This is a genomic window from Flavobacterium sp. HSC-32F16, assembly GCF_024171645.1.
Lineage (GTDB): Bacteria > Bacteroidota > Bacteroidia > Flavobacteriales > Flavobacteriaceae > Flavobacterium.
Genome location: NZ_JALKAC010000001.1, coordinates 1,112,726 through 1,139,287 on the forward strand (window position 1 = coordinate 1,112,726; position 26,562 = coordinate 1,139,287).

Consider the following 26,562-nt stretch of genomic DNA (forward strand, 5'->3'; position numbering starts at 1 on the left):
ATGAAACTTAAAATAATTGGAATATTGATCCTGCAGTTTTTACTGTTTTCATGTTCCGGCACAATTTCAACCCTAAAGAAAGAATATAACCTTTCTAATACTTCAGAATTAAAATCAAACTGGAGCATCAATGCAAACGAATGGATTCTGAAAAACGATACTTTAATCGGTACAGGAGGCAACAATCATTGGGGCGTTGCCATGTCAAAAAAACAACTTCCTAAAGATTATGAGATCAATTTTAAAGTTAATATGACCAAAGAATCTTTATTCGAAGTCATGCTGAACTTTGATAAAGTAGATTACATCAGAACTTACCTATATCAAATTGATCAAAATATTGTGATTGGAAAAGGGGTTTACAACAAAAACAGTGACGAATACGGTAAACGTGGCGGAAAAAGTGTATTTACCAAGTCAATGAAATTAGAAAATAACAAATGGTATGCTGTAAAAATTAAAGTGCAAAACAACCAGTTACTCTTTTCTGTTGATAATAAAACAACATTAGAATGTTCGCTTGAAAAAAGTAATTTAAGTCAAAAAGGAAAACTAGGTTTCCTTACAAACGGCGAAGTGAAAATAATTGATTTGAACATTAAAACTTTGTAAAATATTTTACCATTCAGATATTAAGTTGTTAATTAAGCAGTACGCAATTAACTTAATGGTTAAAAACAAAAAAGCTCCCGATTGGGAGCTTTTTTGTTTTTAAGAATTATCTAATTTTCTAATTGACAAATTATCTAATTAAGCTTCATCATCTTCAACATTATGAGACTTTACATATGTGCGCCATTTTTCAATACAATCCTGAAAATCCTGAGGTAGTTCTGTATCAAAACGCATCATTTCGCCCGTATTAGGATGAACAAATCCAAGTGTTTTAGCATGAAGCGCCTGACGTGGCAATGCTTTAAAACAATTCTCTATAAATTGTTTGTATTTTGTAAACGTAGTTCCTTTCAAAATCAAATGTCCGCCGTAACGTTCATCATTAAATAAAGGATGCCCAATATGTTTCATATGCGCACGAATCTGATGTGTTCTTCCAGTTTCTAATTTGCAGGAAATCAGAGTTACATAACCAAAACGTTCCAAAACTTTATAATGTGTAATTGCCGGCTTTCCAATTTCTGGATCAGCAAAAACCGCCATTTGCATACGGTCTTTTAAATGTCTTGCAAGATTTCCTTCAATAGTACCGCTTTCTGCAGCAACATTTCCCCAAACAAGTGCAATATATTCTCTTTCCGTTGTTTTAGCTTCAAACTGCTTGGCCAAATGCGTCATTGCCGCTTCTGTTTTGGCAACAACCAAAAGTCCTGAAGTATCTTTATCAATTCTATGAACCAAACCAGGACGTTCACTGCTGTTCATTGGCAGATTATCAAAATGATGCGCCAAAGCATTTACAAGAGTTCCCGTATAGTTTCCGTGTCCCGGATGCACCACCATTCCCGGCTCTTTATTGATTAACAAAAAGGCTTCATCTTCATACACAATATTAATTGGAAGATCTTCCGGCAGAATATGATTTTCGTATGGCGGATGCGATAACATAACCGTTATTACATCAAAAGGTTTTACTTTATAATTTGACTTTACCGGAATATCATTTACAAAAATGTTTCCGTCATTGGCTGCGTTCTGAATTTTATTACGCGTAGCATTCTGAATCAAATTCATTAAATATTTGTCAATACGTAAAAACGCCTGACCTTTAGGGACTTCAAATCTGTAATGTTCGAATAATTCGTCTTCCAGATCTAAATTTTCTTCAATATTATTGTTCATCTTGTGGGGTTTCTGCAGGCACTGCCGTACTATCTGTTGCCTGACTATCATCTACATAACTCGCTTTTCCGTCACCTAAAACCAAATCAATTTTAGACGCTTTCAATACACGGTCTCCTACTTTTAAATTTCTCCCTTTGTAACGCATTTCCAAAACCATATCTTTTCCAAGATTTGGGATATAAGTAATTGTTCCTGCCTCAAGTCCTAAAGCTTTTAAAGTAGGAACCGCTTCACGATATGTTTTTTCAATTAAATCAGGAATTTTAACAGATGAGAATCCAGATGAATTAATTTTAATGTATATTTTTCTTCCTACTTTCACTTTAGTTCCCGGCAGCGGATCCTGCTCAACAACACTATATTTCGGAAATTCACTTCGGTAATCAACACTATCCAAAAGCACATAATCTAAATCCAGTTCATCCAGTTTTGCTTCAACTTGTTCTTCAGTTAGTCTGGCTAAATTCGGAACCGCAATTTCATGTCCGTGATCAGTTGTAAAAGTCAACCAATGCATAAACAAATAACCCAAAATCGCAATAATAGCAGCCGCACCTAATACTTGTAAAAAAAACACACGGCTGGTTAAATACTTACGTAAACTCATAAATTTATTTTTAGTTGTCGCAAAGATAAAGTATTTCATTTCAAAAAAAATGATAATTTTGTTTAAAACAGGAAAGTCTTTTTCATTAACGCAAGCTTAGACAGCGCTGAATGTAATTGGCACACAGATCACACAGATCTAAACCGATTGAAAAAAAACAATTCGTGACAATTTGTGTAATTAGCAGCAAAAAATAAACAAATTAACGATTAAACAAATAAACAAAAAGTCAATGAAAAACATTGCCATCATCATGGGCGGATATTCAAGCGAATATAAAATTTCACTTATCAGCGGAAACGTTGTGTACCAATATCTTGACAAAACAAAATACAATGGATTCCGAATTCATATTTTCAAAGAAAAATGGGTTTATGTAGACGCAAACGACGCCGAATTTCCAATTGACAGAAACGATTTCTCTGTAACGGTAAACGGCGAAAAAATTACTTTCGACTGCGTTTTCAATGCCATTCACGGAACTCCGGGTGAAGATGGATTAATGCAGGCTTATTTTGAATTAATTGGATTACCGCAATCTTCTTGCGATTATTACCAATCGGCTCTTACCTTCAATAAAAGAGATTTATTATCGGTTTTAAAACCTTACGGAATCAAAACGGCTATTTCTTATTATTTAAACAAAGGCGACGAAATCAATACTGCCGAAATTGTTAAAAAAGTGGGCTTGCCATGTTTCGTAAAACCAAACAAAGCGGGTTCTAGTTTTGGGATCTCAAAAGTAAAAACCGAAGCAGAATTGCCAATCGCAATTGAAGTAGCGTATAAAGAAGATAACGAAATCATCATAGAAAGTTTCCTTGACGGAACTGAAGTTTCTGTTGGCGTAATCAATTACAAAGGCGAAATTAAAGTTTTACCAATTACAGAAATTGTTTCTGACAATGATTTCTTTGATTATGAAGCAAAATACGAAGGAAAATCACAAGAAATCACACCTGCAAGAATCTCCGACGAATTAACTCAAAAAGTAGGAGAAACTGCAAAACGTGCTTACGAAGTTTTAAAAATGAAAGGATTCTCAAGAAGCGAATTCATCATCGTAAACAACGAACCCTATATGCTCGAAATGAACACTATTCCGGGTTTAACAACAGAAAGTTTGATTCCGCAGCAAGCAAAAGCAGCCGGGATCTCTCTGGAAGATTTGTTTACAAATGCAATTGAGTTAGCTTTGGCATAGCCGCTAAGATACTAAGGTTCTGAGATTATAACATTTCAGAACCTTATTTTTAAACACAATATTGTCAGACTCGCGAAATCGAAGTCCTTCTCAATAATATCTCAAAACTTAATAACCTAGAATCTCAGAACCTTAGCATCTTAAAAAAATGAACGAAATCTTCGAATGGAACAGAGTCCTTTTTAATGAACTGCCGGAAATCTTTATTTTCGAAGTGATCTTTCGTTCAACAGTTATGTTTACTATTTTACTGTTAACGCTAAAGTTAGCAGGAAAACGAGGGGTAAAACAATTATCAATTTTCGAAACCGTAATCATAATCGCCTTAGGTTCTGCAGCCGGCGATCCTATGTTTTATGAAGATGTGGGGATTGTTCCTGCTATTATTGTTTTTACTGTAATTATTATTTTGTACCGCCTTGTTACGTGGCTTACCGGAAAAAGTAAAAAATTCGAAGAATTTATAGAAGGAAAAACCGAATGTCTTATAAATGACGGGAAATTTTCAATCTCTACTTTTAAAAAAGAAACTTTAGCCCAGGATGAATTTTTCTCTGAATTAAGAATAAAATCAATTGAACATTTAGGACAGGTAAAACATGCTTTTATTGAAACAAGCGGCGAAATAAGTGTCTTTTTCTACGAAGATAAAGAGGTAAAACACGGACTTCCTATTTTACCCTTACTCTTTCACCAAAAAAGTAAAACAATTTCTACAGATGGAATTTATGCCTGTACTTTCTGCGGTCATACCGAGGAATTAAAAAAAGGAGTTTCAAACTGTGAAATCTGTAAAAAAGACGAATGGGTTCCGGCAATAAAAACACTTAGGATAACCTAAAATCAAAAAAAAGAAATTCCAAATTCCAAAAAATAAGATGCAGCACAATCCTGATAAAACTTAGAATCTAGCATCTCAAAACCTTAGAAACTTAAAGTAAAATGCGAAAAGCCATATTTCCCGGATCATTTGACCCTATTACACTTGGACACGAAGATATTATCAAAAGAGGAATTCCTTTGTTTGATGAAATTATAATTGCCATTGGTGTCAATGCCGAAAAAAAATATATGTTTTCATTAGAAGAAAGAAAACGTTTTATCGAAGAAACATTTAAAGATGAACCTAAAATTTCGGTAATAACATATGAAGGTTTAACGATCGATTTGGCAAAAAAAGTAAAAGCCAATTTTATTTTAAGAGGTCTAAGAAACCCAGCCGATTTCGAATTTGAAAAAGCAATTGCGCACACGAATAGAAAACTGTCTAAAATAGAAACGGTATTTCTTTTAACTGCCGCAAGTACATCATTTATCAGTTCAAGCATTGTCCGCGATGTATTGCGTCATGGCGGCGAGTACGAAATGCTGGTTCCGGATGCGGTTAGGGTTAAGAAATAAAATGATAAAAAAGAAAATTTACATAATTTTAAAAGTAAGTGTCTTCATTATAATTTCAACTTACTTTAATCAAATACACGCACAAAAGAACACGGTCTATAGGAAAGAAATAGAAAATATTGAAAAATATAATATTAGAGAAATCAACTTTATTGATTCTGAAGACAATACATTATTAAGCGGTACATTATTTCTCCTAAAACTGAATATTCAAAAATTGTAGTCATAACTCCCGGAAGCGGAAAAGATACACGTAATTCTCACTATATATTAGCTGAAGAACTATTAAAAAATAATATTGGTGTTTATCGTTTTGATGATCGCGGTGTTGGCAAATCTGGCGGAAAAGTGAATTTTAGCGTAGACCAAATTACCACAGATTTATATTATGCCTTTAAGAATATTCGAAAAATTGATAGTTTGTCAAAAAAGAAAATTGGAATTTTAGGGCATAGTTTAGGCGGAATTGCTGCAATTGAAAATTATCAGAAAGGAATTAACTCAGATTTTATTGTACTTATGTCTGTTCCTATAGAAAAGTATGAAAAGTTTAATAATCTCCAATTTTCTTCTAAAAATGATTCAAAATCAAAAGTCAGTTCTTTAAAAATATTCGAAAACATAGACATCCCTTTATTGTTTATTGCAGGAACTAATGACACTTTTTTTAATACTGAAAAAACAGTGAATTTGATAAATGCGGTAAATAACAAAAAATTAAATATAATAGAATTAAAAGGATTAGATCATTTTTTAACGAAAGGAAAAGACGATTGGAAAAAAACAAAAGAATATAATTCTATATATGAAATTGATGAAACCGCGGTTGATGAAATTGTGAAATGGATTCAAAAAACATAATTCAAAATTTAAACAAAACAGCCTCTAACATAAATTTGCAACCCTTATCAATTATAAGTAATTTCGCATTTTTAAAATAAACACCAAACAATGAGTATCGAAAGAGAATTAAGCAAACGAAGCGGATCTAAATGTGAGCTTTGCGGCGCTGAAGAAAATTTAAAAGTTTATCAAGTACTTCCAACTAAAAAAGGAGGCATCGATGAAGCTGTATTAGCCTGTAACACCTGTATTGACCAAATTGAAAACCCTGACAATGTAGATTTAAATCACTGGAGATGTCTTAACGACAGTATGTGGAATGAGAATATTCCGGTTCAGGTTGTGGCATGGAGAATGTTAAGCCGTTTACGCGCTGCAGGATGGCCTCAGGAATTACTTGATATGATGTATTTGGACGAAGATATTCTTGAATGGGCAAAAGCAACAGGAGAAGGCGAAGATGACGAAAACAAACTGGTTCACCGCGACAGCAATGGCGTTGTTTTACAACATGGAGATTCGGTTGTATTAATAAAAGATCTTAAAGTAAAAGGATCAAGTATGGTTGCCAAACAAGGAACTGCCGTTCGTAATATTCGCTTAGACCACGAAAACGCTGAATACATAGAAGGAAAAGTAGATGGACAACAGATTGTGATTATTACACAGTATGTGAAGAAAATATAATTTTTTTTAGGTTCAAAGAGGCAAAGGTTCAAAGGGACAAAGTTTTTTTTAAAACTGAAATCAAACCTTTTGAACCTTACTTCCTCTGAAACTTTGAGCTTGTAAACAAAAAAAGCTGTTCGATTAGAACAGCTTTTTTTGTTTATAATAGAAAATTACTTCTGGAATAATTTATTGATTTGATCTTTAACGAATGGCTCAGAAACGCTGTTTGTAGCAGAATCTCTGTCTTTGCTAGAAACCATGAACTGAACTGTAGCTTTGTCCGGAACAACGTTTCCTGTGTAGTGTAACCAGATATAGTTGTTTGGCAATTCTAATTTAATGTCGTATAAAGGAGCAGCTGTAAAACCACCTACAATAATGTTGTAAAGATTTGTATAATCATTATTAACATTTTTGAAACTAAATTTTCTTAAAGGTGAAGAATCATCATCGTTTAAAATACTAGTGTAGTACACTGTATATTCGTCTCCAATTTTCTGAATGTAATTGTTATTTACTTTTCCTAATTTCTCCACAGGAACTGTTTCAATAACTTTAATTTGCGCAAACGAAACAAAACTAAAGAACAAAATGGCAATGGTAATAATCTTTTTCATAGTGAATTTGGGGTTACAATTTTACTGCAACAAAAAAACACAGAAATATTGAAAAAACACCTATCAAATCATTATTTTTTTAACACAAAATTGTTAATCTTCTTCATTGAAATATAAAAAACTGATTTACAGATATCTAAACCAAAACATAACTCTGCAGAGCTATCTCAAAAAGCCTAAAATTTCTTATTTTTCTCTTCTTCTTTCTTTATAACGTTGCGGGCAACTTCAATTTTAAATTTTTTACCCTTCATTTTTTCATCTTTTACCGCTGTCAGCAGCTCTTTTACCTTGCCAAATTTTACTGCAGCAAACGAAACAAAATCTTTTACTTCGATAAGTCCTAAATCTTCTTTTTCTAACTTTCCTTTTTGAGAAAAGAAGCCTACAATGTCAAACTTGTTTAATTTTGTCTTTTTACCACCGCTTATATATATGGTTTGAAATTCTGGCGGTTTTGGCAGAGACGTTATATTTTTTACATCCAGAACCTGCATATCATAATCGATATAATCCATTTTTTTCTCACTTTCGTGAACAATAACATATGCCGTTCCAGTTGCCTGCATACGCGCTGTACGTCCGTTACGGTGCGTAAATTCATCTTCTTTTAAAGGCAAATGATAATGAATTACGTGTTTCATTTCCGGAATATCCAATCCGCGTGCGGCAAGATCTGTCGTGATGAGGTAACTAATACTGCCGTTTCTAAACTGGATTAAAGCACGCTCACGTTCGTCCTGATCCATTCCGCCATGATAATAGGTCGCGTAAATGCCTTTTTCGTTTAAAGTGTCGCTGATACGTTCTGCAGCATCACGATGGTTACAAAAAATAATAGCCGACTGCGATTTTAAAGAGCAGATTAAATTGAACAAACTTTCTAGTTTATCTTTGGCGGGCGAAACAATCATTTTCATCGAAAGATTCGCTTTCTCCTCTTCTTCCGGAATAAAATCTAAAACTGTAGGATTTACAACTCGGGTGTATTTTGGAATCTCAATATCAGAAGTTGCTGAAACCAAAACCCTTTTATTGACTTTCGGTAATCTGCCAATAATAAAAGACATTTGTTCGTGAAACCCTAATTGAAGCGATTTATCAAATTCATCTAAAATTAAAGTCTGAATTTTATCGCTCCTAAAAGTTTCTCTGTCAATATGATCGGCGATTCGTCCCGGTGTTCCAATTAAAACTGCCGGAGGATTGCTTAAATTCTTGATTTCAGTATCAATAGAATGTCCGCCGTAGCAGATATTTACTTTGTACTGCGTTCCCATTTTCTTCCAAACCTGTTCAATCTGAAGTCCAAGCTCGCGCGACGGAACCAAAATTAAACATTGAACCGATAAAATTTCCGGCTGTAACAATTCTAAAACCGGAAGCAAAAACGCTAATGTTTTTCCAGATCCAGTTGGCGAAAGTAATAAAACGTTGTTTTCATTCAAAATAGCATCTTGTGCCATTTCTTGCATTTCGTTTAGGCTTTCAATTCCTAAATTGGAAAGTATATTGTTGGAATGGTGATTTTTATTCATTTTGCAAAAGTAGAGAAAATAGTTGGCAGTGTACAGCTTTTAGTATTCAGTTTACAGCCGCAATCACAGTTTTCAGCCATGATTAAATAGTTTTTGCCACTAATTTCACGAATTTCCACAAATTAATTCGTGCTAATTCGTGAAATTCGTGGCTAACTTTAAATCTAAATTTCTCTATATTTGATTTCTATTAAAAACCCAAATCATGAGATTTTTTACCATAATCATTTCACTTTTTACGCTTACCATTTTTGCTCAAAACAATAAAAAATACGATACGTTTTTTGAGAAAGGAAACGGAAATCAATCGGCAGCTTATCAGGAAACTATTGCTTATTTTAAGCTTTTAGCAAATGATTTCCCGACGATTCAGATTAAAGAAATGGGACTGACAGATTCTGGAGAACCTTTACACATGGTAACTTTTAATCCTGACAAGGAATTTAATTTTGATAAAATACAGAAAACCAAAGCTGTTTTGTTTCTCAATAACGGAATCCACGCTGGAGAACCTGACGGAATCGATGCAACAATGCAGTTCTACAGAGATTTAGCGATTGGAAAACTGAAAGCTCCAAAAAATACGGTTATAGTTACGATTCCAGTTTATAATATTGGCGGGGCTTTAAATAGAAATTCTACAACACGCGCGAATCAGGACGGACCGGAAATTTATGGTTTTAGAGGAAATGCCAGAAACTACGATTTGAATCGTGACTTAATGAAATCGGATACGAGAAATACAAAAAGTTTTGTCGAGATTTTCCAAAAAATAAATGCCGATGTTTTTATCGATAATCACGTAAGCAACGGTTCTGATTATCAATACAAATTAACTTACATCATGACACAGCACAATAAACTTGGAACTGTTTTGGGTGATTTTATGAACAACGAAATGATGCCGGCTTTGGTAAAAGATCTTCAGAAAAAGAAAATCGAAACAACGCCTTATGTCGATTCGTTTAAGGATACACCAGACAAAGGTTTTGGGCAATTTGTTGATAGTCCGCGATATACAACGGGTTACACTTCCCTATTTAATACGATTGGTTTTGTGGTCGAAACGCACATGCTGAAAAAATATGCCGAACGCGTAAAAATGACGTACGAATACATGAAATCAACTTTGGATTTTACCGATGCAAATTATCAAAAAATAAAAGATTTAAGAGTAAAAAATTTAGAACAATATCAGCCTAAGAAATACTATACTTTAAAATGGGAATTGGACAGCACAAAAGCCACAACTTTTTCATTTTTAGGATATGAAGCGGGTTACAAAAAAAGCAACGCTACAACTGGAAATCGTTTGTATTACGACCGAAGCAAACCGTATAAAAAAGACGTTCGGTATATTAAAGAATTTAAATCGGTTAAGGAAGTGGTGATTCCGACGGCTTATATTGTTCCGAGAGGATATTGGAATATTATTGATCTTTTGAAAAACAATAACATTTCATTTAAACAAATTAAAAACGATACTATTATAGAAGTAGAAAGCTATAGAATTGCCGATTTTAAAACCGTTCCGTCTGCTTACGAAGGACATTATTTACACAGAAACACAACCATAACTTCTAAAATCGTTAAAATGGCTTTCGCCAAAGGAGATTACATTGTGCCAACCAACCAAAAAGGTGTAAAATATCTTGTAGAAGCTTTTGAACCAGAAGGCGTTGATTCGTTCTTTAACTGGAATTTGTTCGACCCAATTTTACAGCAAAAAGAACATTATTCTGACTATATTTTTGAAGATACTGCTGCACAGATTTTAAAAGAAAATCCTGCTCTAAAAGTAGAATTAGAAGCTAAAAAACAATCTGATCCTGCTTTTGCCAAAAATGCCGAAGCGCAATTGGATTGGATTTACAAACATTCTGTTTATTATGAAAAGGCACATTTGCAGTATCCTGTTTATCGTGTTTTGTAGTTTTTTTTGCAAAAAAATTATAATAGCCCCTGGCTTTAGCCAGGGGAATTAAAATACCAATCGAAAAGGCTTTAGCCAAAAAAATCGATTTGGCTAAAGCCCTTTGCAGCGTTTAAATTTTATCATCCAGCTAAAGCTGGACGCTATTAAAATTCATTTTTAAATTTACTAAAAAATGACATACAAACTCTTTCTCGACGATATTAGAGACGTAAATATGGTTTACAAAAAACTAACTAATAATGATTTCGTTGTCGTTAGAAATTTCGATGATTTTAAAACCGTAATTCTTGAAAAAGGGCTTCCCGAATTAATTAGTTTTGATAATGATTTAGGTCTTGATGAAAATGATCAAATTGCCGAAGATGGTTACGCTTGCGCCAAATGGCTTGTTTATGAATCTGGAATTGATTTACAAAATTTAAAATTCAATGTCCATTCTGCTAATCCTGTTGCGAGCCAGCAAATTCAGGGTTTGCTTGATAATTATATTAAATATTTGAAAGGTTAAATTTCATTCATGATGCTCATATAAGTAGATTTTTCAATAGAAAACTTGATTAAAAAATGTGCTTTAACCGAGCTAACGCCTGGTTGCTTAAAGTTCGTTATGTTTATGACATTCATACATTTTTGGAATTTCCAAATACAAAAAGCATTTCTATTTTTTTTACAAAATTTTCTTACAGTATATTTTAATAATTTTTATTTTTACACATTAATATCTCATAATTTTATAAAAATGGAATTACCCGAAAATTTTAAAAAATTTCAAGACTTGAATGATTTTCTAGAAAAATTTGGCGCATATACTCTTGATAAACAACACAATTTATATAATGTAATTGGCGAAAATTCATGGAATGTCGACTTAAACAAACAAGAGATTTATTTTGGAGACACCCTAACTTTTCCTATTCAGGTTTTAGGTTCATTTTCACATTCATCAGAAACATGGTTATGGATTTGGGAAAATAAATCAGGATATTCTGAATCTTTAATGGAACAGGCATTAGCATTAAAAAAATACGGAGAAGAAAATAACATTGATTTATTAAAAACAGGCCAGTTTGATGCTTATCAAAGTGATTTGCATTTGTTTGGAATGCTTGCATCTGAGGTTTTTAATTCAAGCGCTTATTACCTTGCAAATTATGGTCAGGGAACAATGGTTCTTACTATAAAATCTGATTTAATTGATAACCAAGAGAGTTACGATAACATAAGAGTTTCAACTGTTTTTCCTGAATTTATATCATTATTTGAAATAAACAATCACAAGAATGCCTTGGTAAATTATTTATTATTAAAAGGTTATAAATTATTTGAAAATAAAAATGAATTGATTGCAGAAAAAAACGAGAAAAAAATAACGGCTACATTTAATGAAAACAATCTTTTAACGGGGTTAAAAGGGTAAATTAAAAAATCTAACGATCAAAGCTTTTATGATACTTTTTTGTTTGATTCCATATCCCGATAGCGCGGATTTGTAATCCGTGCCCACAAAGAGAAGCAGTTTCAAAAATACAAAATTGATATACTATGCGGGCACGAATTACAAACTCGATAGCTCGGATTTGCAATCCATGCCCTTAACGAGAGAAAATATTAAAAATGAAGCTTTCCTTAGTTTGCGGGCACGGATTACAAATCCGCGCTATCGGGTTCCTATGGTTTCTTTTTTAGAAGATTCTTTCTATTCTTTCTTTAAAATGTAAGTATTATGCTTTCCATTATTGAAGTTAATATCAATATATGGACATACCCATTTATAACTCTGATTATCAAAAGTAATTATTCCAAAATTTTTAGTTTTTTTTAACGCCCAACTATCTGCATTATTCAAATCTTTTTCAAAAGTTAAGCTTAATGTATCATTTCTTTCAACTACTGAGAGCTTATATAATTGATATAACTGAAATCCTTTAGCGGAATAAGTTAAAGAATCTTTATGTATGGTAATGGAAATATCATGTAAGTCTCGCCAATCATCACTATTCTCATTCATGGTAAATAAATATTTTCCATACCACTTTTGATTTAAAAAAATCTCTTTCTTTTTGTTTTTAGATTTAATAAAATAGCTTTTATATTCGTAAAAAAGAGCTGTAAATTTATTTCTATTAGAATTGTTCAATAATGCTGTATCCTTTTTTATTATTTTGGGAGTTGAATTTATATAAATAGGCTCTCTGTAATGATTAGTAATATGCCTTGCATTCAATAATTTTTTATTAAATGTAAATGTGTATTTTGAATTGCCCATTTCGCCAAAAGTTTCTATATTTATTATAGAATCACTATTGTATAATTTTTTAAATAGTTTAGCTTCTGTTCCCTCTGATGATTCTCCATATATAGCTATATCTTTAATTAATTGTAGAGAATCTTTCTTAAACACAGTGCTTTTGTATTGACATTGTTCTTTTCGTTTACAAGAAAATAACACTGTCAATACAATTAAAAAAGTTAAATTTTTTATTTTTTTCATAATTTTTAATTTATAAAGGAATCTTAGTATAATCATTGTGAACTTCAAGCAATTCCCTTAAATCCTGAGTTGTTTTTCCATATGTCATTTCAAAGTGAGGTTTATCAACAAAACTTTTCCAATCTCCACCCCATGCTAAACCCCATTTTTTGCCAATTGGAGCAATATTAGATAAAACCGTTTCTTGTTCTACCCAATCGATAGTACCATTTTTTATTTCTGCAACATCAATTGCCAAACCAAAATTATGATTACTTTCCCCTCCTCTTGCATTTGTAACTTTTGGACGTTGCCTAAACAAAGTATCTTGTTCTGCATAAGTTCTATACCCTTGAATTATTCTTAATTTAATTCCCATAGTTTTTTCGACATCATTGATAAAATTTTTGACAGCACATTTTATTTTAGGATGAAGTTTATCAATTCTTGAATTAGTGACAGTATCCCAAGTCTCTAAGCATTCTCCTTTTTTATTTTCTATAATAGTTTCATTTTTACAGCTAAAAGCAGTTTCTTTTAAGCTTAATCCCTCTCTATAAATCTCTTCAGCAACCATTGTAATCTCCCAGACATATGTATTACCATCAGGATTTGTCGCCTTTTTGTATTTTATTTCTTTCCCCTGATGATTCAACTTAGTTGCCCATTCCCATTCTCCATTTTCTTTAAAAAAAATTGGATTGTTTCGATAAGCTGCACCGCTTAAAACAATACGATTAAGTTCTTTTCCGTGTCCCGATATTGAAGGGTATAAAACCGCCAAATACAAATCTGTAAGTGTTTCATATTTTTTTTTGACTACAAAGTGGTTCTTAACATATATTAAATGTTTCTGAACATAATCCATTTGTTCAATAAAAGTCATTTTGACTAATTTTTCTTGTGTAGTACCTAAATCATGAGTAGCATTCTCCCCAAATTGAATTAAGCCCACATAACCAATACCATTATCAATGGATGGGCTAAATGTTTTATTAGTTTCTAAAGCCATAACTGTCATTAACCAATTAGGATCCACTCCTAAAGTTTTTGAAACTTCTGAAACTTTTTTTCTCTCATCGCAACCTATTTTGTTACCCCAAACTAAATTATAATCCTTACATAAACATTTATTTTGATGCCACATAGAATCCCCAACATCAACCATTAGTAAACTATTTATAAATTCTTGCTGTGGGTCGTAAACAACAGTTGTATTTACCGCGATTTTCTGTTCCTGGTAATCGTGAGCTTTTTTATCTGGTTTAGTTATTCCCCTGGTTTCTTTTTTTGAAGGTTTAGGAACCGGCACTTTTGCAAATATATCTTCTTTATAATCTGGATTGATTACATTGACATTTTCCGTAGGTTTCGAAACTTTTTTGTAAAACTCAGCGGTTACATAATATTCATGAAATACCCCTTCGTTTAACTCACCAGGTGCTGACTTTGCATTGACCAGCCATACTTTTCCTAGGTCGAACGTAAATTCTACATCGGCTTTTCCATTCTGCACATTGGTCTCCTTAGTTTGTATACTAATATCGCTAAGATCTTTTTTACCTCCATCGTCTTCCCATAAAGTAACAATTATAGGGAATTTTTCCATATTTATACAGTGAACACGGGCCGTTATGGTTTCGCCATAACTAAATAACTTAGTCGGCTTTTGTTTATTTTTATCAAGAATTTCAACATGAAGAATTTTTCTTTCTTCAGTATTCTTTGTTTTTATATCAAGAACCGCTTTTTCTCCATTTGCATCAACGAGCATTCTAATTCCTTTTCTTTTGAGACTGTCCTGGGTAAATGTATAATCCACAGTTGTTCCTGTTTTATCGCTTTTAGGCTTTTTTTTCCATTCATTTCCAAATAAAATCCAGACACTCCATTTAATGCTTTGGTCTGATATGTTTTGAAATTGTGGTTCACTTGATTGTGAACGAATTGAACTGCCCAAAAAATCATGTATAGAATAATATTCTTTTATTCCTATTACAGGATTTGGATTCCCGTATATTTTTACTTTACTCATAATGCTGGGCTTTTTTAATAACAAAGAGTCTGTTTTTTATCTCCTTTTTCAATTGTAACAAAACTGAATAGTTGTGATTGTTGTTTATTTTTTTTTGTCTTCGTCTTTTGCATATTCATTAATAGCAGTAATTAATTCCAATTACTAAACAATTATAGATTATAATCTACAATCTAATTCAAATCATAAATGTAGTCTTTTTATCCTTTTTAATTTAAACAATATAAATATTTTCTTTCATTTTTTAATTTTTAACAAAAAGAATAGATATGTTATTATTGAAATGCATAAACCTAAGTTAAAATCTCTGCTCATTAACGCAATAATCAATACAATAAAGAGGACACATACGAGACACACACGACAGCAAAAAATAAAATTAAAAAACAACAAAGAAGCCTAATAAAAACAATTTTTATTAGGCTTCTTTAAATTCCAAAAAGAACAAAAAACTTATTTATCATTCAATATTTTTTCTAAATACTCAACTTTATCTTTTTTAGCTTGAATTAAACGTTCGTAAAGCTTTTTATTTTCTTCGTAAGCTTCAATCAACTTTTCTAAAGGATTCCCGATAGCGCGGATTTGTAATCCGTGCCCACAAAGAGAAGCAGTTTCAAAAATACAAAATTGATATACTATGCGGGCACGGATTACAAATCCGCGCTATCGTTATCTATAATTATTTATCGATCGGTATTTTATCTTAAGTTCAATTAGTAATTTAGAAAAAATCGATTTTACTTCTTCATCCACTAGCCTTAAACATAAAGTTTAACAACAAAAAAAGCCTAATAAATATTAAAAATTTATTAGGCTTTTTTTAATTCCAGAAAGAACAAATAACTATTTATCCTTCAATATTTTTTCTAAATACTCAACTTTATCTTTCTCAGCTTGAATCAAACGTTCGTAAAGCTTTTTATTTTCTTCGTAAGCTTCAATTAGTTTTTCTAAAGGATTAAAAGTGAATATTGGTCCATGTGCGAATGCACCATTACTACCACTATTATCATAGAAATTATTGAAATAATTAATTGCAGCTTCTTCTGAAAAGTTTTTCAGCGCTTCAACATTTACGCCCAAAGCTTTTGCAATCTGTTTTAGCTTTTCATCATCTATCGTTTCGCTATTTTCTAAAGCAGAAATCGCTTGTTGGTTTGTTCCTAAAGCTTGAGCCAAAGCTTCTTGCTTCATGTCACGAAGTTCGCGAATTCGGCTAATTTTTCTTCCGATATGGCTTGGTTTTGCAAATGTGGTCATAATTCAAAAATATTGCTTATGAAACAAAAGTACGATTTTTGAGACATAAAATTAAAATAAGTTTCTAAGATTATTAGGTGTTAAGATTCTAAGTTTTCTCTTGATCTTTTACTCTGCCAGCAAAAAAACTTTAAACCTGAAATCTGAAACAAATTTAATCTCAAAGTGCAGCTCGCGTGAGGGATAGAAGGAAGCTGCCGAAGCAGCCCGTATAGCCCGACAGCATCGCGATAAGAGGGCGTATAAGCGCAAAGCAGGTTTGCCCTCTTATCGCGATGGTGGCACGCCCAAATAGTTATTCTTACATTTTTTTATTTCTGTGCGCAACCTTTTAAAATATATTTTACTACTGGATATAACTTAAAAGGTAAAAAAATGAAAAAAATAATAAATCTTCTTTTGATTGGATTTTTCGCTGTTGCATGTTCAAACGATGAAAGCCCTAAAGAACCGGAATTGGTTTCTATTACAACCAATTATTATGTGGATAATGAAATAATTGACTCTTCAAAGTCTAATTATTCAAATCAGCAGCTGCAAAACGTACAAAACTTAGATCAAAGCCGTACAGAATATAAATACAATAATAATTTGATTGCTTCAGCTTCTAATTATGAACCGGATGGCTTTTTATTCTCAACCAACAAATATACTTTTGACAGTAATGATCGTTTAACTGAGGATGCTGTTGTTTTTAGTGATAACAGCATTATAAAATATACTATTACTTATAACGAAAATTCTATTCTTGTTACTTACAGTCATTACAATGGCAACTCTATAGTATATGAATTGGAACTCAATGGTGATAAGCAGGTGATTAGCAAACGAGCAGTCTTGGTAAATGGTGCGCCGCCTAAAGCAAATTCTTTAAGATACCAATATACTTATGCGGGCAAAAATTTGATTAGCGTGACTTCTTTTAATGCTGCAACAAATATTACTACACCGCTTGTTACGTATACTTACGGCACTTTGAAAAATGAGACAGATTCTTCTAGGCATATGTATGGAAAGGCCTGGAAAATGAATAGTTTTTTAATGGTTATAGTAAATCAGGGAAATTACACGCCGCAGGTTTCTGAAAATTTAATTTCGAGTTATAAAGAAGGCACAAGAGACGCTGTAATAAATCGAGAGTATCGCGATGGTAAAATTTCGAAAACGACTACTGAATACAATACATCTTGGGATGTCGCAATGAAAATAGAGTCTGTTTATGAGTATAAGTAAAATAATCTTTTTTTTAAAATAATTCTTTTAAATCCATCATCTATGAAAAAAATAATATCTCTGCTTATAGCATTATTAATTGTTTCATGTACTAATGATTCTGATAATGTTGTTCCTGCAAACAAGAATACAACCTTGTCAACCATTACAAAAAACTATTATTTAAATGGTAATTTAAACCATAAATCCAGTAAAATATATTTTATTAATGAAAAAGTAAGCGTAGTTCGTTTTTTAGACGGAACATATGATGATTATAAGTATAACTCAGATAATTTAGTATCTTCTATATTAAAATACAATTCAGCAAATACACTTTTATTTACTACAAACTATTCTTATGATAATTTAGATCGCATAACTAAAATTGAAGAAATCCCGACTACTTCATATTCCGTAACTCAGAAGGTTAAGATAAGGAATTTCGCTTATTACCAAAATAAAATAGTTTTTATCAGAGAATTTCCTTCTCAAGAATTCTATTCGTATACATACGAATTGCTGCTTGATAACAATAATAAAATAATCAAAAACAATTGGATAGGATACAATGAAGTAGTTTTTTCTAACATTCCATCGTCTTATGAATACATCTACACCAATGGTAATTTAACATCTGCAAATATCGATGATGAAATTTCATACAACGATCTAAAAAATGATTACAGCTATAAAAAAACACTTTTTGGGAAAGAATGGAAACAAAATAGTTTTTTGGCTAATTTATATCCAGATAATGAAAAATCTATTACAAGTTATAGCAGCTACTACTACTGGATAACAGAAATTGAAATATCTGAGAACTTGATTTCAGCTTACAAAAAAAAATATTTAGAGCAATTTAATTTTAACATGACGGCTTCATATGAATTTAATGACAAAAAACAGATCTTAAAAGAAATCAAAAACTATAAAGTAACCACAGGAAATGATATGATGGACAGCGTTAAGCTAGAAATTATTTACGACTATCAATAATTCTTAAAAAAAGAAAAGACTTAACGGATAATTCTATTGAGTCTTTTTTTTAGTATTAAAATATCTAAGATAATCAAATTTAAACTCTAATTTTTGAAGGCCAGCCATTTTTAGCAATTAAAGAAACAACTACGAGTGAAAAATCTGCAAAGGATCTTCAATTTAATCCTGTGACTCCAGAAAAATTAATAGAGGAAATAAAAAAACTGGACCGATTAAATTAATTATCATAATAAATGGATTAACATTGATGATCTAGATAAATTATAAAAAAGCCCCAATTAATATTTGGGGCTTTTAAATTTTATATTAATCTGCTTTGGCTTTTACTTCCTCTGCAAACAACAATTTAATATTCTCGTAAGAGTTTGTAAGTGCTTCTTTAATTTGTTCCGGGTTTAGCCAGGCTACTTTTTCGATTCCTTCTTCAATTTGTCCGTGTGGTGTTCCTTCAAAATCAGACTGCATTTCGAACCAATGCGTAATTTTAAGTTTGTATTTTCCGTTACGTTTAAAAATATGATAGGTTTTTTGAAGTTTATTGGTAATTCGGAGTTGATTTACGCCTGTTTCTTCTTCAACTTCGCGCATTGCGGTTGCTTCAATGTCCTCACCTTTCTCGATTCCGCCCTTAGGTAAATCCCATTTTCCGTTTCTAAAGATAAACAAAACCTCGCCTTTCTTGTTGTACACAAAGCCTCCGCCAGCTTTATTTACCGGAATTTTGGCCTTTAGGGTTTTCATTATTTCACTTTCGTCAGGATGATATAAAATGGCTTTTTGAATTTTATTTTGAAAAATTTTGACTATAAGCTGTTCGATATCAATACTCTCCAACAAGAACAATTGGAAATCTGTTTCCTTCGAGATTTCATTTGTCAAAAAAAGTGGTTTGTCGTTCACAAAAACTTTATACATTTGTACTATGATTTTTAATAAAGATACTGCCGAAAAAACAGCTGAATTGCTTTTGCAAATAAATGCAATTAAATTGAATCCAGAAAATCCTTTTACATGGGCTTCTGGATGGAAATCTCCTATTTATTGCGATAATAGGTTAATTCTTTCATTTCCTAGCATCCGAAACTACGTTCGTGATGAGTTTGCGAAGAACATTGAAAAACAATTTGGAAAGCCTGATGTCATTGCCGGTGTTGCCACTGGAGCCATTGGAGTTGGGATTCTTGTTGCCGAAAGTCTTGGACTTCCGTTTGTATACGTACGTCCGGAACCAAAAAAACACGGAAGACAAAACCAAGTTGAAGGTTTTTTACAAAAAGGTCAAAATGTTGTAGTCGTTGAAGATTTAATCAGTACCGGAAAAAGCAGCTTAATGGCTGTAGAAGCTTTAAGAAGCGAAGGTGCCAATATTAAAGGTATGGCTGCAATTTTTACATACGGCTTTGGTGTTGCTGAGGAAAATTTTAAAGAAGCAAATGTTGATTTATTCACATTAAGCAACTACGAAAACCTATTGGACCTGGCTGTTCAAAAACAATATATTACAGAAGATCAGCAGTCTACTCTGCAAGAATGGAGCGTAAGCCCATCGACTTGGGGACAGGAATAGATTTTAGATTTAGATTTTCTAAAAATCGCTGCGCTCTTTTTGTAATTTGGGATGAAGTTAAAGTTTCAGCTTTGCGAACTTTGCGCAATTAAACATAAAGATTAGAAAAAAACCTTGCGCCTTTGCGTTTAAATAAAAACAAAAAAAACATATGAACTTAGAAAGTCCAAAAGTTACTGTTCAGAAATCAGCACAGGATTTATTTGATCAATTGACTGATGTTAAGAATTTTGAAAAATTAATGCCGGATAACATTGCTAAATTTGAAGTAACCGGCGAAGACTCTTTTATTTTTGGATTGAAAGGCATGCCGGAAATCAAATTAAAAATGAAAGACAAAATCGCTCCAAATAAAATTGTTTTGGGCGCTGCAAGTGATAAACTTCCGTTTACTTTAACATCAAACATAGACAGTATTTCTGATTCAGAAAGTGCTGTTCAATTGTTTTTCGAAGGCGAATTCAACGCTATGATGGCAATGATGGTTAAAGGTCCAATCAGTAAGTTTATTGAAACTTTAGCAAACAATATGCACAAACTTTAATAATGGTTAATTATTAATTGTGAATTATAAATGAAAGGCCTGATTTGATTATCAGGCTTTTTTTTGTTGCCACGAAGGCACAAAGCCACGAAGTTTTTTTTGAAATATACTTTGAAATTCTTTGTGTCTTTGTGCCTTCGTGGCAAAACCTTAGAATCTCAGAACCTTAGTATCTTAGCAACTTAGTAAAGCATCTGAATTTCTTTTATTTCAAATTCCGAAACTGAATCATCTTCTAACAAAACCTGCAGTTTTCCAACCGCAGAAACACCTTGAATAATTCCCATGAAGTTTGTATTCTGAAGATTTCTAAACGGCATTGGAACCCCTTTTTTGAAAAGTGAATTAAGATAATCTTCCCGGAACAAAGAAGTCTTTGTCTGCCATAATTCGGTTTTTTCTTTCATTTTTTCAACGATAGAAACAATTAATGCATTCTTATCAAAAGTTTTTCCGGAAATAATGGCAAGCGACGAAGCGTTTGGCAGTTCAGCATAATTAGTTTGATTGACATTCAGTCCAATTCCGACAACTGACACGATTCTGCCATCACTTTTTAAAGTATTTTCTATCAGTATGCCACCAATCTTCTTATTGTATGACATAATGTCGTTTGGCCATTTTATGCATAAATCAGGAATATTTAAAGATTTTAAAACTTCTAAAACCGACAAAGAAACGATGATGCTCAAATTGAATACCTTTTCATTATGAAAAAGGAAATCCTTTACCAAGACGCTCATAATTAAGTTTTTACCAGTCTCAGACTTCCACACAGCTCCCATTTGCCCCTTGCCTTTTGTCTGATTTTCAGCCGTTACCACCGTAAAATTCTCCAGTCGATCCTTACTTGACATTGATTTTAGGAAATCATTTGTAGAATCTATGGCATCGAGTTTGATTAGTTTCATTAAATAATTTAAATATCTTAGTTTAATATTTTGTTAAGGTTCAAAAATAATGACAAAATTTGGTAACTTTACAAATTCATATAAAATAATTCATGGCGAAAAAGACTATTAATAATGATGTTCTATTGGCGAACATAATCAAAGGGATTGAGGAAGTAAAAGGAAATGATATTGACATTCTTGACTTAAGGGATATAGACACAGCGGTTTGTGACTATTTTGTCATTTGCAACGGTAGCTCAAACACCCAAGTTAACGCCATTGTAAATTCAATTCAAAAAACAGTATCTAAAGACTTAAAAGATAAACCTTGGCACGTAGAAGGAACCGATAATGCAGAATGGGTTCTTATGGATTATGTGCATATTGTGGTACATGTTTTCCAAAAACACATTCGTGAATATTACAATATCGAAAGCCTTTGGGGTGACGCCAAAATAACTACAATCGAAAACAAATACTAAAGAAAAATTTTTCTAAATGGCTAAAGATAATAATCCAAATCCGAATAAATTTAAAATAAGTCCCTGGTTAATATATACCGCAATACTTTTAGTTTTTTTATTTATAAGTTTTGCTACCGGTGGATCTAACTTAAGCGAACCTGCTCAATTGACTTCTTCTAAATTCAATACTTTATTAGAAAAAGGACAAATTGAAAAAGTTATCGTTTATAATAAAGCTGAAGCTGAAGTTTACTTAACTCAGGCAGCCCTTAAAGATGCAGCAAACAAAAAAGTTGCTAAAGATCTTTTCGACAGAGCAAACAAAGGTCCTCACTATACTTTAGAAATTGGTAACGACCAGATTTTTCAAACTAAACTTGAAAAAGCAGTTAACGAAGGAAAACTAAAAGACTTTAATTTCATTCAGAAAAACAACTGGAGCGATATTTTAATCAGCTTACTTCCTATCATCATCATTATTGGTGTGTGGATTTTCATTATGCGTAAAATGTCTGGCGGAGGCGCTGGCGGAGGCGGACAGATTTTTAACATTGGAAAATCTAAAGCGAAACTTTTTGATGAAAAAACAGATATCAAAACTACATTTAAAGATGTGGCAGGTTTAGAAGGTGCAAAAGAAGAAATACAAGAAATTGTTGAATTCCTTAAAAACCCTGAAAAATATACAAACTTAGGAGGTAAAATTCCAAAAGGAGCTTTACTTGTAGGACCTCCTGGAACTGGTAAAACTTTACTTGCAAAAGCTGTTGCCGGCGAAGCACAAGTGCCTTTCTTCTCGTTATCAGGTTCTGATTTCGTAGAAATGTTTGTGGGAGTTGGAGCATCTCGTGTACGTGATTTGTTTAAACAGGCAAAAGAAAAATCTCCTGCTATCATTTTCATCGATGAGATTGATGCTGTAGGTAGAGCAAGAGGAAAAAGTAATATGTCTGGCGGAAACGACGAAAGAGAAAACACTTTAAACCAGTTATTGACAGAAATGGATGGTTTTGGTACAAACTCTAATGTAATCGTTTTGGCAGCAACCAACAGAGCTGATGTTCTTGACAAAGCTTTAATGCGTGCAGGACGTTTTGACAGACAAATTTTTGTTGACTTACCAGACATTCGCGAGAGAGCTGAAATCTTCCAGGTACACTTAAAACCAATTAAAAAAGTAGAAGGTCTTGATCTTGATTTCTTAGCAAAACAAACTCCGGGATTCTCTGGGGCTGATATTGCAAACGTTTGTAACGAAGCAGCATTAATTGCAGCTCGTAATAATAAACCCGCTGTTGACAGACAAGATTTTCTTGATGCAGTTGACAGAATCATTGGCGGACTTGAAAAGAAAAATAAAATCATTACTCCAGACGAGAAAAGAGCAATTGCAATTCACGAAGCTGGTCACGCTACTGTAAGCTGGATGCTGGAACACGCTGCACCACTTATTAAAGTAACAATCGTACCTCGTGGTCAAAGTTTAGGAGCTGCATGGTATTTACCAGAAGAAAGACAAATCGTAAGAACAGATCAAATGTTAGACGAAATGTGTGCTACAATGGGCGGAAGAGCTGCAGAAAAAGTAACTTTTGACAGAATTTCGACTGGCGCATTAAGTGATTTAGAAAAAGTAACTCGTCAGGCGCGTGCAATGGTAACCATTTACGGATTGAACGAAAAAATTGGAAACGTTACGTATTACGATTCAACAGGTCAAAGCGAATATAATTTCTCTAAACCATATTCTGACGAAACAGCAAAAATTATTGATGCTGAAATTTCAGAATTAATTGAAGGTCAATACCAAAGAGCGATTCAAATTCTAGAAGAAAACAAAGACAAATTAAATCAGCTTGCTGACATATTAATTGAAAAGGAAGTTATTTTTAAAGATGACTTAGAAACAATTTTCGGAAAACGTACTTTTGATAAAAATTTAGAGGAAGTGGTTTCGTAAATTATTCAATAAATATGCAATATTTTTTAAAATCTTAATTCAAAACAGGCTTTTGAATTAAGATTTTTTTATCTTTGAACGTTTTCAATTAACATGTAAAGTATTTCATATAAAAAATGAATTTTTTCAAAAAAATATTTGGTTCCGGCGAATCTGCTTCTGACGAAGAACACGAAAGTGAATACGCAGGAACTCCTGCTCCGAATAGTCATTTGTCTTTAGACGAACAATTCATTTTCAACTTCAAGAAAAATGGCGGAAAATTTCTGTATTGTGAAAATACTCAGGAAGTAACAGAACAATTCGAAAATATTTTAGAAGAAAACGATTGGTTTGAAAATGAAGTTTTATGTTACGAATCGGCTCTTTTTCATTTATTAGAAGAAAACAAACTTTTTTACATTGCTCCTTCTCATCCAAAGTTTTTATTGGCGAGCTGCGAAAATTTAATTGCAGATGAAGGTTCTATTTTGTTTTCATCTAAGCAAATCAGACAAAACAAACCAAACGATTTACCGGCTAATATTGTAATTATTGCTACAACAAGTCAAATTCTTCCAATGAAAAGTGATGGCTTAAGTGCTATTAAACGCAAATACGATAGAGATATCCCAACTAATATCACCACAATAAAATATTTCGAAAAAGCAAAAGAAGAAGATTTTACGCAGTACGGAAGTGTTGCCAAAAACCTTTATTTACTGCTCTTAGAAGATCTTTAAGATGAACGAAACGCTTAAAAGAACCATTTCTGGTGCTGTTTATATTGCTCTGTTGTTAACTTCAATCCTGTTTTCTACTGAAAGCTTCATTGTTCTTTTTGGTATTTTTCTAATTATTACTATTTATGAGTTTTCTAATATAGTTAACCTAAATAAAGTCTTTTCGATATTATTTGGAACTTTACTGTACAGTATAGTAATTCTGGTAAGCCACTACAATAAACAAACTGCTGATTACCTCAATAAAACATTTCAATCTAACACTAGTTTAGAAACCAACATTCAGCAATTAGATCTTGTACTTCTTGCTATTACACTTGTAGTTTCTATTAAATGCATCATATTCTTATTTTATGATTCAGTTCAAAAAGTAAGCACTTCATCAAAATATTTATATCTTTTAGGATATATTACGCTTCCATTTATTTTTATTGTAAAAATTTCCTTTGGAACAAATGATTACAATCCGAAAATCATTTTAGGCTTGTTTATTTTAATCTGGACAAACGATACTTTTGCGTATTTGGTTGGAAAATCCGTAGGAAAGCATAAATTGTTTGAACGTGTTTCTCCCAAAAAAACAATCGAAGGTTTTGTAGGCGGAATGGTTTTCGCTGCTTTTGCAGGTTTTTTGATTTCAAAATTTTACATACAGCCTAATCCGGATTTTAGCAGTAAATCGATCTTAATATGGACTATTATCGCTCTAATAGTAAGTGTTTTTGGAACGATTGGCGATTTAATAGAATCAAAATTTAAAAGAATTGCCGGCATAAAGGACAGCGGTTCAATAATGCCCGGACACGGAGGTATACTAGATCGATTAGATAGTGTTATATTTGTAGCACCAATTATATTTTTATTTTATCAAATTTTATATTATGTTTCATAAAGAAGGAGGCCCGTCTATTTTATTAGGTGTAATTTTCACTGTTGTTGTGGTTTTATTAGCTGATCAGTTTATTGATATCTATTGGCTGCAAAAACTAGTGCAAATTTTTGCTTTAGTAGTTTTAATTATTATTCTGCAATTTTTTAGAAATCCAAAAAGAATTGCGATTCGCAACATCGATCAAATTCTTGCTCCGGTTGATGGAAAAGTAGTAGTTATTGAAGAGGTTTACGAAGGCGAATATTTTAAAGACAAACGTTTACAGGTTTCTATCTTTATGTCACCAATCAATGTTCACGTTACGCGTTATGCAATGGACGGAATTATAAAATTCAGTAAATATCATCCTGGAAAATTCTTGGTTGCATGGCACCCAAAAGCGAGTGAAGAAAATGAAAGAACAACTGTAGTTATTGAAAATGAAACTTTTGGAGCTATTCTTTACAGACAAATTGCAGGAGCTTTGGCTCGTAGAATTGTAAATTATGCAAAAGAAGGAACACAGGTTGTACAAGGTACAGATGCCGGTTTTATTAAATTTGGATCGAGAGTAGATTTATTTTTACCTTTAGGTACACCAATTAATGTTGTTTTAGGACAAAAAGCAATTGGAGGAAAGACTATTATTGCTACGAAAGCTTAAATGGCAGACAAAGATTTAGAAAGACGTTTTACTGAGGCTGTAGAGATTGCAATGAATATGACTCAGGCCTCGCTGCCGCAAGATGTGCAGCTAAGACTTTATGCATTTTACAAACAGGCCACTTTTGGGACTGCAGTTTACAATCAGTCGGAGAATTTTGATTTGAGAAATGCATTTAAAACAAATGCCTGGATGCAGATCAGCCATTTATCAACAGATGAAGCTAAAGAGAATTATATAGAGATTATCAATTCGCTAAAATCAAAATAAATTAATA

28 protein-coding genes and 1 pseudogene are annotated in these 26,562 nt (G+C 32.4%); 19 read left to right on the top strand and 10 right to left on the bottom strand.

The genetic code is table 11. The annotated features are described in order from the left end of the window. The gene (locus L1276_RS04925) at positions 1-612 is read left to right on the top strand and encodes a hypothetical protein (protein WP_253785919.1); all 612 of its coding nucleotides are present in this window, start codon (positions 1-3) and stop codon (positions 610-612) included. Between the two features lie 138 nt (positions 613-750). Here the strand turns inward: L1276_RS04925 and L1276_RS04930 are convergent, their stop codons facing one another. Continuing rightward, positions 751-1,797: an RluA family pseudouridine synthase gene (locus L1276_RS04930; protein ID WP_253785920.1), complete on the bottom strand. Its 1,047-nt coding sequence runs from the start codon at positions 1,795-1,797 to the stop codon at positions 751-753. After that, positions 1,787-2,407, bottom strand: a complete 621-nt coding sequence (locus L1276_RS04935) for a PASTA domain-containing protein (RefSeq protein ID WP_253785921.1) — start codon at positions 2,405-2,407, stop codon at positions 1,787-1,789. Before L1276_RS04935 ends, L1276_RS04930 begins: the two co-directional genes overlap by 11 nt. A gap of 232 nt (positions 2,408-2,639) precedes the next feature. Here L1276_RS04935 and L1276_RS04940 point away from each other — a divergent pair, with 232 nt between their 5' ends. The 5 genes from L1276_RS04940 (at position 2,640) to L1276_RS04960 (ending at position 6,542) form a co-directional block, all read left to right on the top strand. Beyond that, on the top strand, positions 2,640-3,611 hold the full coding sequence (locus L1276_RS04940) for a D-alanine--D-alanine ligase (RefSeq protein WP_132990301.1): 972 nt from the start codon (positions 2,640-2,642) through the stop codon (positions 3,609-3,611). Positions 3,612-3,759: 148 nt separating this feature from the next. Further along, positions 3,760-4,452: a DUF421 domain-containing protein gene (locus tag L1276_RS04945; RefSeq protein WP_253785922.1), complete on the top strand. Its 693-nt coding sequence runs from the start codon at positions 3,760-3,762 to the stop codon at positions 4,450-4,452. Between the two features lie 101 nt (positions 4,453-4,553). After that, positions 4,554-5,012 carry a pantetheine-phosphate adenylyltransferase gene (gene coaD, locus L1276_RS04950; protein WP_253785923.1) on the top strand — a complete coding sequence of 153 codons (459 nt, stop codon included), beginning with the start codon at positions 4,554-4,556 and terminating at the stop codon, positions 5,010-5,012. A 216-nt stretch (positions 5,013-5,228) separates the two neighbouring features. Then, complete coding sequence (locus L1276_RS04955; protein ID WP_371924150.1) at positions 5,229-5,873, top strand: alpha/beta hydrolase; 645 nt, start codon at positions 5,229-5,231, stop codon at positions 5,871-5,873. 90 nt (positions 5,874-5,963) lie between these two features. Next, positions 5,964-6,542, top strand: a complete 579-nt coding sequence (locus L1276_RS04960) for an alkylphosphonate utilization protein (protein ID WP_253785924.1) — start codon at positions 5,964-5,966, stop codon at positions 6,540-6,542. A 155-nt stretch (positions 6,543-6,697) separates the two neighbouring features. On the opposite strand, the gene L1276_RS04965 is transcribed toward L1276_RS04960, so the two are convergent. Together L1276_RS04965 and L1276_RS04970 are read right to left on the bottom strand one after the other, a co-directional pair. After that, positions 6,698-7,144, bottom strand: a complete 447-nt coding sequence (locus L1276_RS04965; protein WP_012024680.1) for a hypothetical protein — start codon at positions 7,142-7,144, stop codon at positions 6,698-6,700. Positions 7,145-7,320: 176 nt separating this feature from the next. Further along, complete coding sequence (locus L1276_RS04970; RefSeq protein WP_253785925.1) at positions 7,321-8,682, bottom strand: DEAD/DEAH box helicase; 1,362 nt, start codon at positions 8,680-8,682, stop codon at positions 7,321-7,323. 205 nt (positions 8,683-8,887) lie between these two features. Between L1276_RS04970 and L1276_RS04975 the strand changes: the two genes are divergently transcribed. The 3 genes from L1276_RS04975 to L1276_RS04985 all read left to right on the top strand — a co-directional run bounded on the left by L1276_RS04975 (position 8,888) and on the right by L1276_RS04985 (position 12,035). Further along, positions 8,888-10,615: a M14 family metallopeptidase gene (locus L1276_RS04975; protein ID WP_253785926.1), complete on the top strand. Its 1,728-nt coding sequence runs from the start codon at positions 8,888-8,890 to the stop codon at positions 10,613-10,615. A 175-nt stretch (positions 10,616-10,790) separates the two neighbouring features. Then, the gene (locus L1276_RS04980) at positions 10,791-11,126 is read left to right on the top strand and encodes a cyclic-phosphate processing receiver domain-containing protein (RefSeq protein WP_253785927.1); all 336 of its coding nucleotides are present in this window, start codon (positions 10,791-10,793) and stop codon (positions 11,124-11,126) included. Between the two features lie 267 nt (positions 11,127-11,393). Next, on the top strand, positions 11,394-12,035 hold the full coding sequence (locus L1276_RS04985; protein ID WP_253785928.1) for a DUF6882 domain-containing protein: 642 nt from the start codon (positions 11,394-11,396) through the stop codon (positions 12,033-12,035). A 279-nt stretch (positions 12,036-12,314) separates the two neighbouring features. Here L1276_RS04985 and L1276_RS04990 read toward each other — a convergent pair whose 3' ends face one another. The 4 genes and pseudogenes from L1276_RS04990 to L1276_RS05005 form a co-directional block, all read right to left on the bottom strand. Next, positions 12,315-13,109 (bottom strand): hypothetical protein, encoded by a 795-nt coding sequence (locus L1276_RS04990; protein ID WP_253785929.1) that lies wholly within the window; start codon positions 13,107-13,109, stop codon positions 12,315-12,317. 10 nt (positions 13,110-13,119) lie between these two features. Next, complete coding sequence (locus L1276_RS04995) at positions 13,120-15,123, bottom strand: M15 family metallopeptidase (RefSeq protein ID WP_253785930.1); 2,004 nt, start codon at positions 15,121-15,123, stop codon at positions 13,120-13,122. A gap of 453 nt (positions 15,124-15,576) precedes the next feature. Next, positions 15,577-15,693 (bottom strand): annotated as a pseudogene (locus L1276_RS05000) (transcriptional regulator); the annotation flags it as partial. 276 nt (positions 15,694-15,969) lie between these two features. Then, complete coding sequence (locus L1276_RS05005; protein WP_253785931.1) at positions 15,970-16,386, bottom strand: helix-turn-helix domain-containing protein; 417 nt, start codon at positions 16,384-16,386, stop codon at positions 15,970-15,972. A gap of 375 nt (positions 16,387-16,761) precedes the next feature. Here L1276_RS05005 and L1276_RS05010 point away from each other — a divergent pair, with 375 nt between their 5' ends. Continuing rightward, positions 16,762-17,619 carry a hypothetical protein gene (locus L1276_RS05010; RefSeq protein WP_253785932.1) on the top strand — a complete coding sequence of 286 codons (858 nt, stop codon included), beginning with the start codon at positions 16,762-16,764 and terminating at the stop codon, positions 17,617-17,619. A 42-nt stretch (positions 17,620-17,661) separates the two neighbouring features. After that, positions 17,662-18,597 (top strand): hypothetical protein, encoded by a 936-nt coding sequence (locus L1276_RS05015; protein ID WP_253785933.1) that lies wholly within the window; start codon positions 17,662-17,664, stop codon positions 18,595-18,597. Positions 18,598-18,906: 309 nt separating this feature from the next. Here L1276_RS05015 and L1276_RS05020 read toward each other — a convergent pair whose 3' ends face one another. Then, complete coding sequence (locus L1276_RS05020) at positions 18,907-19,515, bottom strand: NUDIX hydrolase (RefSeq protein ID WP_253785934.1); 609 nt, start codon at positions 19,513-19,515, stop codon at positions 18,907-18,909. 7 nt (positions 19,516-19,522) lie between these two features. Between L1276_RS05020 and pyrE the strand changes: the two genes are divergently transcribed. Both pyrE and L1276_RS05030 read left to right on the top strand, forming a co-directional pair. Then, positions 19,523-20,167, top strand: a complete 645-nt coding sequence (gene pyrE, locus L1276_RS05025) for an orotate phosphoribosyltransferase (RefSeq protein ID WP_253785935.1) — start codon at positions 19,523-19,525, stop codon at positions 20,165-20,167. Between the two features lie 151 nt (positions 20,168-20,318). Then, positions 20,319-20,711 (top strand): SRPBCC family protein, encoded by a 393-nt coding sequence (locus tag L1276_RS05030; protein WP_253785936.1) that lies wholly within the window; start codon positions 20,319-20,321, stop codon positions 20,709-20,711. A gap of 182 nt (positions 20,712-20,893) precedes the next feature. Here the strand turns inward: L1276_RS05030 and L1276_RS05035 are convergent, their stop codons facing one another. Continuing rightward, a complete protein-coding gene (locus L1276_RS05035; RefSeq protein ID WP_253785937.1) occupies positions 20,894-21,622 on the bottom strand; it encodes a biotin--[acetyl-CoA-carboxylase] ligase in 729 nt (242 codons plus the stop codon). 92 nt (positions 21,623-21,714) lie between these two features. Here L1276_RS05035 and rsfS point away from each other — a divergent pair, with 92 nt between their 5' ends. The 6 genes from rsfS (at position 21,715) to L1276_RS05065 (ending at position 26,555) form a co-directional block, all read left to right on the top strand. Further along, positions 21,715-22,086 carry a ribosome silencing factor gene (gene rsfS, locus L1276_RS05040; protein WP_012024667.1) on the top strand — a complete coding sequence of 124 codons (372 nt, stop codon included), beginning with the start codon at positions 21,715-21,717 and terminating at the stop codon, positions 22,084-22,086. A 16-nt stretch (positions 22,087-22,102) separates the two neighbouring features. Further along, positions 22,103-24,028, top strand: a complete 1,926-nt coding sequence (gene ftsH, locus L1276_RS05045; RefSeq protein ID WP_253785938.1) for an ATP-dependent zinc metalloprotease FtsH — start codon at positions 22,103-22,105, stop codon at positions 24,026-24,028. A 116-nt stretch (positions 24,029-24,144) separates the two neighbouring features. Further along, a complete protein-coding gene (locus L1276_RS05050) occupies positions 24,145-24,750 on the top strand; it encodes a lactate utilization protein (protein WP_253785939.1) in 606 nt (201 codons plus the stop codon). 1 nt (position 24,751) lies between these two features. Next, on the top strand, positions 24,752-25,642 hold the full coding sequence (locus L1276_RS05055; protein WP_253785940.1) for a phosphatidate cytidylyltransferase: 891 nt from the start codon (positions 24,752-24,754) through the stop codon (positions 25,640-25,642). After that, a complete protein-coding gene (locus L1276_RS05060) occupies positions 25,632-26,285 on the top strand; it encodes a phosphatidylserine decarboxylase family protein (protein WP_253785941.1) in 654 nt (217 codons plus the stop codon). The genes L1276_RS05055 and L1276_RS05060 overlap by 11 nt, the downstream gene beginning before the upstream one ends. Then, on the top strand, positions 26,286-26,555 hold the full coding sequence (locus L1276_RS05065; RefSeq protein ID WP_253785942.1) for an acyl-CoA-binding protein: 270 nt from the start codon (positions 26,286-26,288) through the stop codon (positions 26,553-26,555). It begins immediately after the preceding gene. Positions 26,556-26,562: the final 7 nt, after the last annotated feature.

Bases quoted from the DNA above. Each gene is read 5' to 3' on its own strand.
- L1276_RS04925 (WP_253785919.1), top strand. From the start codon at position 1: ATGAAACTTAAAATAATTGGAATATTGATCCTGCAGTTTTTACTGTTT.
- L1276_RS04930 (WP_253785920.1), bottom strand. From the start codon at position 1,797: ATGAACAATAATATTGAAGAAAATTTAGATCTGGAAGACGAATTATTC.
- L1276_RS04935 (WP_253785921.1), bottom strand. From the start codon at position 2,407: ATGAGTTTACGTAAGTATTTAACCAGCCGTGTGTTTTTTTTACAAGTA.
- L1276_RS04940 (WP_132990301.1), top strand. From the start codon at position 2,640: ATGAAAAACATTGCCATCATCATGGGCGGATATTCAAGCGAATATAAA.
- L1276_RS04945 (WP_253785922.1), top strand. From the start codon at position 3,760: ATGAACGAAATCTTCGAATGGAACAGAGTCCTTTTTAATGAACTGCCG.
- coaD (WP_253785923.1), top strand. From the start codon at position 4,554: ATGCGAAAAGCCATATTTCCCGGATCATTTGACCCTATTACACTTGGA.
- L1276_RS04960 (WP_253785924.1), top strand. From the start codon at position 5,964: ATGAGTATCGAAAGAGAATTAAGCAAACGAAGCGGATCTAAATGTGAG.
- L1276_RS04965 (WP_012024680.1), bottom strand. From the start codon at position 7,144: ATGAAAAAGATTATTACCATTGCCATTTTGTTCTTTAGTTTTGTTTCG.
- L1276_RS04970 (WP_253785925.1), bottom strand. From the start codon at position 8,682: ATGAATAAAAATCACCATTCCAACAATATACTTTCCAATTTAGGAATT.
- L1276_RS04975 (WP_253785926.1), top strand. From the start codon at position 8,888: ATGAGATTTTTTACCATAATCATTTCACTTTTTACGCTTACCATTTTT.
- L1276_RS04980 (WP_253785927.1), top strand. From the start codon at position 10,791: ATGACATACAAACTCTTTCTCGACGATATTAGAGACGTAAATATGGTT.
- L1276_RS04990 (WP_253785929.1), bottom strand. From the start codon at position 13,109: ATGAAAAAAATAAAAAATTTAACTTTTTTAATTGTATTGACAGTGTTA.
- L1276_RS04995 (WP_253785930.1), bottom strand. From the start codon at position 15,123: ATGAGTAAAGTAAAAATATACGGGAATCCAAATCCTGTAATAGGAATA.
- L1276_RS05005 (WP_253785931.1), bottom strand. From the start codon at position 16,386: ATGACCACATTTGCAAAACCAAGCCATATCGGAAGAAAAATTAGCCGA.
- L1276_RS05010 (WP_253785932.1), top strand. From the start codon at position 16,762: ATGAAAAAAATAATAAATCTTCTTTTGATTGGATTTTTCGCTGTTGCA.
- L1276_RS05015 (WP_253785933.1), top strand. From the start codon at position 17,662: ATGAAAAAAATAATATCTCTGCTTATAGCATTATTAATTGTTTCATGT.
- L1276_RS05020 (WP_253785934.1), bottom strand. From the start codon at position 19,515: ATGTATAAAGTTTTTGTGAACGACAAACCACTTTTTTTGACAAATGAA.
- pyrE (WP_253785935.1), top strand. From the start codon at position 19,523: ATGATTTTTAATAAAGATACTGCCGAAAAAACAGCTGAATTGCTTTTG.
- L1276_RS05030 (WP_253785936.1), top strand. From the start codon at position 20,319: ATGAACTTAGAAAGTCCAAAAGTTACTGTTCAGAAATCAGCACAGGAT.
- L1276_RS05035 (WP_253785937.1), bottom strand. From the start codon at position 21,622: ATGAAACTAATCAAACTCGATGCCATAGATTCTACAAATGATTTCCTA.
- rsfS (WP_012024667.1), top strand. From the start codon at position 21,715: ATGGCGAAAAAGACTATTAATAATGATGTTCTATTGGCGAACATAATC.
- ftsH (WP_253785938.1), top strand. From the start codon at position 22,103: ATGGCTAAAGATAATAATCCAAATCCGAATAAATTTAAAATAAGTCCC.
- L1276_RS05050 (WP_253785939.1), top strand. From the start codon at position 24,145: ATGAATTTTTTCAAAAAAATATTTGGTTCCGGCGAATCTGCTTCTGAC.
- L1276_RS05055 (WP_253785940.1), top strand. From the start codon at position 24,752: ATGAACGAAACGCTTAAAAGAACCATTTCTGGTGCTGTTTATATTGCT.
- L1276_RS05060 (WP_253785941.1), top strand. From the start codon at position 25,632: ATGTTTCATAAAGAAGGAGGCCCGTCTATTTTATTAGGTGTAATTTTC.
- L1276_RS05065 (WP_253785942.1), top strand. From the start codon at position 26,286: ATGGCAGACAAAGATTTAGAAAGACGTTTTACTGAGGCTGTAGAGATT.